We start from the raw sequence: 10,963 nt of genomic DNA, 5'->3' as shown, positions 1-10,963 counted from the left end.
CTTTTTCATTTGTCTTTGCATGATCCGCAGACATGTCAAATTCATTTAAAACAATTACCATTTAAAACAATCATTTATTTAAAAAACCCAACAATTTAGTCCAATCAAAAGATTGTCCTGGATCCGTTTTTCGCCCAGGCGCAATATCGCTATGCCCTGTTATGTGTTGCACAGATAGCTTTGGGTAAGATGAAAGCAATTCGGCAACCACTGCTGACAACACCTGATATTGCTCATCGGCATAAGGCACAAGTTCCGTGCCTTCCAATTCAATACCGATTGAAAAATCATTGCATCTTTCCCTGCCTCTATATATAGATTGTCCGGCATGCCAAGCTCTTTGATTGAAAGGCACGTATTGGATAATCTCCCCTGTACGCTTAATCAGCAAATGCGCAGATACTTTTAACTTATAGATGCCCTCAAAGTAAGGATGAGCATCCGCATCCAATTGGTTGCAAAACAAATCATTGATATAGTGGTTGCCAAACTCGCCTGGAGGCAAACTTATACAATGGACAACAATTAGACTGATGTCTTCTTCTACAGGACGTTCGTCGAAATTGGGTGAAGGGATTTTTGTTGCTTCGCAAAGCCAGTGGTTTTCTATGGTCATCAATGAAATCGTTTGTTTATGCCTTAACCCAACGGATTATCAGCGAATTAAATTCTGAACAAATTTTAATTGCCCGTTACTAAAGATAAATTTCTGCACCCACGCTCAAAACACCGGCAATCTTCTGAGGAAAACACAATGAAACACTATCTACCTGCCATTTGCTTATTTTTATTAAGCGCCTGCTCAAGCTTGCCCCCCGCCATAGAAGACGCACCTCAATTTGATGTCAGCTATAGCCAAGCCGTGCAAAGCGGCGGTAACTTTAAATCGGCGCCTGTGCGCTGGGGTGGCGTCATTGCACAGGTAGAAAACGAACAACAACGCAGCCTGATTCATGTCTTGTATTACCCGCTTAACGGCTACGGTCGCCCACAAATCGACCAAGATACCCCCGGCCGATTTGTGATTGAAAGCAAACAATTCCTAGACCCTGCTATTTATACCAAAGACACCCTTATTACTGTAGCAGGTAATCTAAATGGCGACATCCAACGCACGATAGGTCAAAAAACCTTAAACTTACCACTTGTCACTTCGTCAGTGCTTCATCTATGGCCCAACGACCCCTATTATGGCAATAGTACTTATGGCGGCTACGGCCCTGTGGGTTACGGCGGCTTTGGCTATTACTACCCCAACTACCCGTTTTACGGCTATCCCTACTATTGGGGCGGCTATTCCCGGCATTACCACTTCCATTAATATCGATAGCGGAGCCTAAACGGACAGAGGCTCCGCGAACGCGCAGATGCTATTTAAAAATGGCCTTATCTAAATGCTTGCTGGTATCCAGACCTTTCAAAACAGATTTGTCCTTAATGCCCGAAAACACCGTACCAGCCAAATCGGCACCCGCGAAATTAGCCGACTCCAAATTACAGGCAGACAAATCTGCACCCGTCAAATCCGCCTCCGACAAATCCGCGCCGGTCAGATCAACACCGAACAAAACGGCATTATTCAGTTTTGCGCCTTGCAAATTGGCATAGCGCATTAACGCGCGGCTTAAATTCGCCGACGACAAATCTGCGCCGCTTAAATTGACATTATTCAAAGTCACCCGCATCAAACCCATCGGCTGATTTTGCATATCCACGCCCCAATTGGCATGCGACAGGTTGGCGTGGTTTAAATTGGCACGATCCAAATTGGCATAACTCAAATCCGCACCGCCAACATGCACGCCAAACACACTGGCTTTACTCAGGTTGGCGTGTGACAAATTAATTTTCGACATCACCGTCAAATCCAACACCAAACCTGACAAATCACTGCCGCTGAAATTGGCACGGCGCAAATCCGACCCCCACAAATCGGCTTTCTTAAAATCCAAACCCGACAAATCCAAATCAGTCAGGTTTTTTCGCCGTAAATCGGCAGGCTGGCTACTGCTGGCAGCCGCCAAACGCTGCTCCACCTCATCGCGGGTTAGATCAGACGCAACCGCCAAGCCATTCTCCGCCAAAAACAACAACCCCAAACAAACGCAAGAAAATCTCATAAGCCCTCCTCTTGTAAAAACACCCCAAGCAATAAACGCCATCACTTGCAAGCTTTCACCAAAATAGGTTTTATTATAAGCCCTCACACATGCAATCATCGTATCGGACACAATGTTGAGTTAGAATAAACAAAAATTAACCAACTAAAGAAGTCAAGTTATGCAAATCGTACTCGCCAACCCCCGTGGATTTTGTGCCGGTGTAGACCGCGCCATTGAAATTGTTGACCAAGCCTTAGAAACCTTTGGCGCACCTATCTATGTACGCCATGAAGTCGTCCACAACCGCACGGTGGTTGACGGCCTAAAAGAAAAAGGTGCCGTGTTTATTGAAGACGTTGCCGACGTGCCGGTCGGTTCTTACCTTATTTTCAGCGCCCACGGCGTCTCCAAACAAGTGCAGCAAGAAGCCAAAGAACGCGACTTGACCGTATTTGACGCCACCTGCCCTCTCGTGACAAAAGTCCATATCCAAGTCGCCAAACACGCCAAATCTGACCGCGAAGTGATTTTGATCGGTCACGCCGGACACCCGGAAGTGGAAGGCACCATGGGCCAATACGAAAAATGCACCGACAACGGCGGCATTTACCTGGTTGAAACCCCAGAAGACGTTGCCAACCTGCAAGTCAACAATCCCGATAACTTGGCCTACGTCACCCAAACCACTTTGTCGATGACCGACACCAAAATCATGGTCGATGCCCTGCGCGCCCGCTTTACCGGCATTCAGGAACAAAAAAAGGACGACATCTGCTACGCCACACAAAACCGCCAAGATGCCGTATCCAAACTGTCGCAAACTGCGGATCTGATCTTAGTGGTCGGCTCACCCAACAGCTCCAACTCCAACCGTCTGCGCGAAATTGCCGAACAACTGGGTAAACCGTCGTACCTGATCGACACCGCCAAAGACATGCAACAAAGCTGGTTTGAAGGCATCAACGTGGTGGGCGTCACCGCTGGCGCATCCGCACCGGAAGTCTTGGTACAAGAGGTGATTGAGCAACTGAAAAAATGGGGCGGCCAATCCACCATCGAAAACGAAGGCATTGAAGAAAAAGTCGTCTTTTCTTTGCCTAAAGGCTTGAAACGCTAAGCAAAACCGTGGCGAATCCCCCATTAGAATCGCTACGTTTGGACAAATGGCTGTGGGCTGCGCGGTTTTACAAAACCCGCAAGCTCGCCGCCGATGCCGTTGACGGCGGCAAAGTCCACGTCAACAAACAACGCACCAAACCCAGCAAAGAAATCCGCATCGGTACGGAGCTGTCCATCAGCAAAGACGCTTACCGATGGGAAATAACCATCGTCGCACTCAGTAGCCAACGCCGCCCCGCCAAAGAAGCCGTTTTACTCTACCAAGAATCCCCCGAAAGCCACGCCAAACGCCAAGCGCAAATCCAATTGGAACGCGAACAGAAAATATTATTTGCCGGCATTGACGAATCGCATCGCCCCAATAAAAAAGAACGGCGCCTGATCCATCGGTTTAAAGAAGGCTGATGAAAAAATGGCGTCCAAACATAAGCTTGGACGCCATTGCATGGGATTTACGATAGAACCTAAGCGACAACCAAATCGGTCGCCGTTATGTTGGGTATGCCTGTCAAGACCAGCAAAACCGCCTGCGTGCCGCCACTGGCATTGCCGTTGCTGTCGTAATTGAGTTCCCCGGTAGTAGTGTTGTAAATCAACCGATCCGTCGAATCAAGCGCCAAGCCGTTGCTGCTTTTATTGAAACGCTGGTCGCCTACGCTAAACTGGCCTGTCGTACCTAATGCAGTCAAAACAGAGGCGCTGAACTTCAGTTTATCAAGCCCAGTAGCGAAGTCGGTGATCGTGTCTTTGTTGGTCGAAGAATTGGCGGCGGTGTCAAACCAGAAGGTATCAACCCCACTGCCGCCCGTTAAAATATCGTTACCCGCCAAGCCTTTTAACACGTTGGCAGCAGCATTACCGACCAGGTTATTGTTGCTGGTGTTTCCGGTCAGATTAAGCAACGCATTGCCCGTACCCGACACATCGTAATTTTCAACGGCAGTGGCGGCGGTCAAAGTTGCTAACGCGCCCGTATAAATGCCTACCACTTGAAGCTTATCAATACCCGTACCTGCCGTTACCATATCTTCCAATGCGCCAAGGCTGGTGATATTGACGATATAAGTGTCGTTACCGCCACCACCTACCAGCGTGTCCGCCCCCAAACCACCGGTCAGGATATTATTGCCGGTATTGCCTGTGAGCGTATTGCCGAGGCTATTGCCAATGCCGTTAATCGACAAAGTACCCGTTAACGTCAGTTTTTCAAGATTATCAGATAGCGTGTAAGTGACCGCACTGTTGATTTGCTCAGTGCCTTCGTTTGCCTTTTCGACAATGATGTCGCCGCTATTGTCCACCACATAAGTGTCCGAACCCACGCCACCGGTTAAGAGATCAGCGCCCGCGCCGCCATTCAAGGTATTATTGCCGCTATTGCCAAGCAGATTGTTTGCCATTGAATTGCCGGTTGCGTTGATGGCAGCCGTCCCGGACAAGGTCAGGTTTTCAACATTCGCCGCCAGTGTGTAGCTGACACTGGCCTGCACAGTATCCAAGCCTTCGTTGACATTTTCGGTAACGGCATCTGTGCTGCTGTCGACAATATAAGTGTCGTTTCCAACACCACCAATCAAGGTATCGCTACCCGTACCTCCGTCCAGACGATCGTTACCCGCGTCGCCGATCAGGGTGTCATTACCGCCCAGACCACTGAGCGTGTCGTTGCCCAAGTTGCCGGTCAGGGTGTCGGCACCGCTGGTACCGGTCAAGGTTAAATCTTGGATGCTGGCTGTAATATCAAAAACATCAGAAACACTAACCCCAGCAGAATCCTTCGCCGTAACCTTTACACTCCAACTGCCAGCCACACTGGCTGTACCATAGAAAAACCGCAGGCTTGCATAAAAATTTAACCACACCGGCAAAGGGCTGCCATCGGCCAATGTCGCGGTATAGCCCAAATAATCACCGGCATCCGGGTCTTGGAAGCTGTTGGACGGTACGGTGTAAGTGAAACTGGCACCCACTGCTATTGCCAAATCTGCTATCGGGCTAACCAGCACCGGCGCATGATTGGTTGCCGTCGTATTCAGGGTGACATATTCGCCCGTGCCACGACCATAATTGTCAGTTCCCCATAAAATGAACGTTAGGCTACCTATCTGGCTAGCACTGGGCGTGCCTGAAAAAGTGCGGGTTGCAGCATCAAAGCTAAGCCACGATGGCAAAGCCGAGCCATCCGTCATCGTGGCACTGTAGGTGATGGAATCCCAGGGGTCAGGGTCGGTAATGGTGTTCTGCGCCACCGTGTAACTGAACAGCGTGTCCGCTTGACTTTGCAAGGTGGGCAAATAAGTATTAATCACCGGCGCTTGGTTGTTGGCAGCCCTGTCAACTTGCAGTTGTATGGCGGTCTGATCCCACACCACACCATTGGCAAACTCAACGCGGTCAAGCTTATGGTCGGATGCGCTCGCGCCACTGCCGGTGCTGGCAAGGTTGTAATTAATCAAAGCAACCCAATCGCCAGTGCCTTTGATTTTCAGGAAAACATCGTTACCAGAGGAAGACAGCGTCGCAAAGACATTGGTATCAACAATCCCCGCGCCAAACTTAAGCGTGTCGGTGGCGGACAACAGGTCTGCACAGTCCATACTGTCCTGACCATCACCCAAGTTAAAGGTAAAAGTATCGTTGCCAGCATCACCCAACACATAGTCATTGCCTGTGCCACCAAAGAACAAGTCCGCACCGGTACCGCCAAACAAGCTATCATTGCCCGCCAAACCGTACAAAGTGTCATCGCCAGCCAGACCGGACATGTTATTGTTGGCTGCATTCCCTGTCAGCACGTTAGCCAGCTCGTTACCGTAGCCATAAATGACCGCACCTGTGATGTTAAGGTTTTCGACGTTAGCTGCCAAAACTAAGTTGGTGTCATAACTGCGCTCAATGGTATCGATACCCTCGCCGGCCTGTTCAACTACCGTATCGCCAACATGGTCAACAACATAGTAATCATTGCCTTTGCGTCCTCCCATAGAATCGGCACCCAAGCCGCCATCCAAATAATCATTGCCGGTATTACCCCCTAACGAGTCATTACCTTCCAAGCCTTGCATATGGCTATCTTCGCCAAACCAAGCGAGCAAGTTATCAGCCGCCCCAGTACCCACCAACATGCCGGCAACCCGTGAATACAAATAGGCCTCATCCCATACCGTGCCATCTGCAAATTTAATCGCTTCGACACGATAAGTGGGGGCGACACCAAAACCGTAGATAAATAAAACATCAGAGGTGCCGCTAACACTTAACATTAGGCTGTACTCGACACGCGAGAAAATAATATCGTTTGGGGTAATGCCTTCGCCAAGAATGATGGTATCCAGATTATTGGCCGTGCTATCGACATCAGTAACCACATCAAGTCCATTCCCTAAATTAAACAAGTAGGTGTCATTGCCCAAACCGCCTTGCAAATTATCGGTGCCAGCTCCGCCATCTAGCGTATCGCTTCCAACTTGACCGACTAGCGAGTCATCCCCACCCATACCCAAAAGTGTGTTACCGAAACCAACCCAGGCTGTTAGCACATCATTTCCATCACTACCAATAAGCTGCTCTTGTGAAGCCCGACTGTTCAAAAAAGCGGCATCCCATAGAGTACCATCCGCAAACATAACGTCTTCAATGCGGTTTTTTGCATCCACCCCAAAGGACTGCAAAGCAACCTGGCCGTCCGTGCCATTGATTTTCAAAATGAGGTCATAACCACTGCGGAGGAAAACAATATCGGTCGGAGCAATGCCTTCGCCAAAAATAAGAGTATCCTGATTATTGGCAATATTATCAGCCTCATAAATGGCATCCATACCATCGCCTAAATTAAACAAATAGGTGTCATTACCCAAACCGCCTTTCATAACATCATTACCCGTACCACCATCCAGCACATCATTGCCTGTATTACCTAATAGCGTATCACTGCCGCCCCCACCATGAAGATCACTATCGTTACCAACCCAAGCAACTAGAGTATCATCCCCATAACTGCCTTCAGTTGGTCCTATTTCAGCTACTTTGGCATTCAAATAGGCGCCATCCCATAACGTACCGTCCAAAAACATAACTGACCCATTCCGGTTTTTTGTATCTAACCCGAAAGACTGTAAAACCACCTGGTCACCCGTACCATTAATTTTCAAAACCAAATCATAACCGCTGCGACTAAAGGCAATATCTGCCATGGAAATCCCTGTTCCGAAAATGAGCAAGTTTTGTTTGACACCTCCTGCAATTGTTTTTAAGCCATTCCCCCTTTCATAGAAAATGAACTCGTTGCCCATTCTGCCCAACAGCCCCTCAAAACCAACACCCAAATTCCCTTCGGCGCTCAAGTTGGCAAGAACTTGTTCGCCCATACTGTCGTGCAATTTAAGCACCTTGTTAAATTCAATGATTTCCGCTATGCCATTAGTGCCTTGGTTGTAAAGTTGCTGTAACCCAACCACCGTTGCACTGACATCGCCTTCAAACTGCTCGGATGTGGCATTCCACTCCCAATTGACCGTGTCCAGCAAGGACATGAAATGGCTGTCCATCAGTTGTTGGTAAACAACATCGGCAAGCTGGTCAAACAAACCCGTGATGTATTCGCCTGCATTGGGCCCTGGTTTGTCAGCTGAACCACCATTAGCACCACTGCCTTGTAAGAAATGCTGCCCGGTGAAAACCTCAAACGCCGCCAGTTTTCGTGCATCAACATATGGCCCACGGCTATTGATCGCCAAGTTTTCCACCCCCAGCCACGCATAGATGACTCCATCAATCAGGCCACGGCGGTCTTGGGCGGGCGCATCGGCAAACTGCTGCACCACCGCCTGCAGATGCCCGCTGGGGTCGTGGAGCATGGCCTGGTGCAGGTCGTGGACATTGCGGTAACCGGGCGCGTTGGGCAGAGCCGCCACGGCGGCGGTTTCCGGCAAAGGGTCGGTGGCGATGCTGTAGCTGTCGTTGGCGGCAAACCAGATGTCGGCGCTGGTGCCGGCGCTGCCGTCGCTATGGGTGAAGGTGCCCAGCTGTTTGAGGAAGTTGCCGTGGTCGGTCAGGCTGCTGTCGATGTAGGCCGTGGACAGGCTTTGTACACTGGCGGCGCTTAGCGTCAGCAGCTCTTGCGCCTGGCTTTTGCCGTCGCCGTTTTGGTCGCACCAGATTTTCAGGCTGGCGAAGGCGGCATCCAAGGCGTTGACCTGCCCGTCACCATTGCCGTCCAGTTCCGCCAGGGCAATATAGCCGTTGGCAGCGGTTTGCCCGTTGCCCAGCAAGGTGTTGGAGCCGAACAGCTCGCGCCCGCTGGTGATCTGCCCGTCGCCGTCCAGGTCGCGCACCAGCAAGCCGTCTTCGGGGTTGAGCCAGCCCGTGAGTTCGGCAAAGCCGTTATGGTCGTGGTCGAAGTAAACGCCGTCGTCAACCGCCAAGGTGGACAGGCCGTCGCCGTTCAGATCCAGGGCGATCGGGGAGACGATGCCACCAGCACCCGGGAAGCCCCCTATTGGCCCGGATCCACCACCGCCATTGCCATCCGGCTCGCCAGAACCACCAGATCCATCGGTTTTGGCATCCCCCTTCAAAACGATTCCCAAATCGCCGTTTTTGAAGTGTTTTATTTGACCCCCAGCAAACAAAAGCGTGCTGCCAAACAAATAGTAGAAATATCTACCACCATCAATACCTTGAACCCAAACGTTGTCGCTAAGTTTTGCCCCGCCTTTAAATTGCATGATGGTGGTTTCGAAAGGCTTGGCGCCTGCGCGGGTATCCTGATACCAGAGCTCCCCTTGTCCGTCCTCATCACGGATAATAGTTTCGTTTCTCACCAAATAGTATCTGTCATACCCAACCCCGCCTTCCAAAATGTCAATGTCTACCTTATCACTCTCTCGCACACGCTCTTGGTAATAGCTGCCCCCCAGCAGATAGTCGTCACCTTCACCGCCGTCAAGGGTATCGCTGCCCCAGTTACCGAACAGCTTGTCGTTACCCTTGCCGCCATAAAGGATGTCATTGCCGCCATTGCGCTCAAACAATTTGGTGTCACTGTAAAGCGTGTCGTCACCGTCGCCGCCTTCCATATAGTCATCACCCAGGCCGCCGTTAAGAATATCATCGCCTTTGCCGCCGTAGAAATGATCCTTGCCCAAGCCACCTTCCATGGTATCGGGATCGTCACCGCCGAAGATGTATTTGTCGGTGCCAACGGGGATGCCTATTTCAAGACCGCTGGCTATGTCTTGGTAATAACTCCAGCTTAAGAGTTCGTTAGGGATAAACGTATCGGAGGCTTCCGCCACCAGAACATCAAAACGGGCACGGTCCTTCAGCCATTGTTCGGTGATGGTGCCTTTGCCAGTGGCCTCAACAAACATATCCAGCGAACCGTCGGTGTTGTGCTGGTCATAGGAAATGTCATTGATGGCGAATGGGTTCAGTTGCTGCAAGGCATAACGCCAACCAATGTCATTTTTGGCATTGGCGACAATCTGGTCGAGTTCAAAGGCGGGGATGAAGGTCAGATCGCCGCCGTTCAGGTCGGCGGGCAGTTCCGTACCGCCCTCCTTGCCGAACAGCAGGTCGCTGAGCTTGTCGATAATGTCAGCCCGGTCATTGTCGTTTTTGTCTTTAAACAATTCGTAGAGGCCTGTGGCACCGTCGGCACCGAAAAAGCCGCCCACCAAGGAGCCGCCAATGATAATGCCTGCCGCCACAGGTGCCGCCAGTGCTGCCCCTGCCGCTGCCACTGCAACACCAGCAATAACTGTCCCTAATGCCTCGCCAGCAATAGAACCGGTCTGTTCGACTGCCCATTCCGCCATGATCGCCTTGGCCTGTTTGATGTTGCCGCTTTCTACAGCGGATGCCGCCTCGTCACAGGTTAGCGCAAAGTCCATGAGGTCGCCGACAACACCCAACTTGTTGAGCAATTTTCCGTCAGCAATTAAAGCATACGGTGAATCTTTCATCGCCTTGGAAAAGGTCTGATAGTAGACTTTTTGGTCAGCGGTCAAGGTATCGGAAGCCAGTTTAAAACGGTTATTGGCTTCAGGGTGAAGTGCCAAATAGTCTTCGGTATCGGTTATTTTGTGCAGGAAATCGTCTGCCGCGTGGGTAGCATCTTTGTCATAATGCAGACCCGTGTAGGCCATGTTTAAAAATGACGCGTTCTTAATGGCGTCGAATCTGGTCTGGCTGTCTAGTTTCAACAAATCGTCTTTGGGGATGCCTTCAATGGCGGTGACGTTGGGGTTATCCATTAATGCTTTGAGTTCGGTTGCGCCGAAAACGCCAGAAATATTTGCATTTGGGGCGATGACCCGTACATCACCTGTCGCAAGTTGGGCGAAATTCTTAGATACTGTATCCCAAGCGCCGTCTGACGTTATTCTGGTGCCACTGGCATCATAAGTGCCGAAAAGAAATTTGTTTCCTTCGCTTCCTCTGGCTTTAAAGTCTTCACCGAATAACTCTTCAAGTTTAGATGCTAGAGCACTGTTCTTATCGTAATCAAGAAATTTAGCGGCCTCGGTATTATCGACAATTCGTATATCCGCATTTTGATCGGCAAGCTGATTTGCCAAAGTACGCGCCTCAACATCACCAGATAAACTGTTGCTGTACAGCAAGGTCGTCGAACCATGCCCAGTCACATCAAGTTCCGAAATCAGATTGCGCAGTCCATCTGGGGTAGTAATGCTGTTAAGTCGAGCATTTGCTTGTTCTACTGTAAGTGCCATTTTTAT

Annotated in this window: 6 protein-coding genes; 3 read left to right on the top strand and 3 right to left on the bottom strand. The window is 50.2% G+C overall.

The genetic code is table 11. The features are described from left to right. Positions 1–70 precede the first annotated feature (70 nt). Entirely contained in the window at positions 71–616 is a 546-nt protein-coding gene (gene ampD / locus ACYQ1O_RS14855; RefSeq protein WP_459992838.1) for a 1,6-anhydro-N-acetylmuramyl-L-alanine amidase AmpD, read from the bottom strand. 138 nt (positions 617–754) lie between these two features. On the opposite strand from ampD, the gene ACYQ1O_RS14850 reads away from it, so the two are divergent. Further along, a complete protein-coding gene (locus ACYQ1O_RS14850) occupies positions 755–1,321 on the top strand; it encodes a Slp family lipoprotein (RefSeq protein WP_459992837.1) in 567 nt (188 codons plus the stop codon). Between the two features lie 49 nt (positions 1,322–1,370). Here the strand turns inward: ACYQ1O_RS14850 and ACYQ1O_RS14845 are convergent, their stop codons facing one another. After that, positions 1,371–2,120, bottom strand: a complete 750-nt coding sequence (locus ACYQ1O_RS14845; protein WP_459992835.1) for a pentapeptide repeat-containing protein — start codon at positions 2,118–2,120, stop codon at positions 1,371–1,373. A 160-nt stretch (positions 2,121–2,280) separates the two neighbouring features. On the opposite strand from ACYQ1O_RS14845, the gene ispH reads away from it, so the two are divergent. Next, complete coding sequence (ispH, locus tag ACYQ1O_RS14840) at positions 2,281–3,219, top strand: 4-hydroxy-3-methylbut-2-enyl diphosphate reductase (RefSeq protein ID WP_459992833.1); 939 nt, start codon at positions 2,281–2,283, stop codon at positions 3,217–3,219. Positions 3,220–3,227: 8 nt separating this feature from the next. Next, positions 3,228–3,626, top strand: a complete 399-nt coding sequence (locus tag ACYQ1O_RS14835) for an RNA-binding S4 domain-containing protein (protein ID WP_459992830.1) — start codon at positions 3,228–3,230, stop codon at positions 3,624–3,626. Positions 3,627–3,685: 59 nt separating this feature from the next. Here ACYQ1O_RS14835 and ACYQ1O_RS14830 read toward each other — a convergent pair whose 3' ends face one another. Next, entirely contained in the window at positions 3,686–10,957 is a 7,272-nt protein-coding gene (locus tag ACYQ1O_RS14830; protein ID WP_459992828.1) for a calcium-binding protein, read from the bottom strand. Positions 10,958–10,963: the final 6 nt, after the last annotated feature.

This window comes from Methylosoma difficile (genome assembly GCF_054657615.1).
The sequence above is the reverse complement of the archived record's forward strand: the minus strand, read 5'-3'. Positions and strand labels throughout refer to the sequence as shown.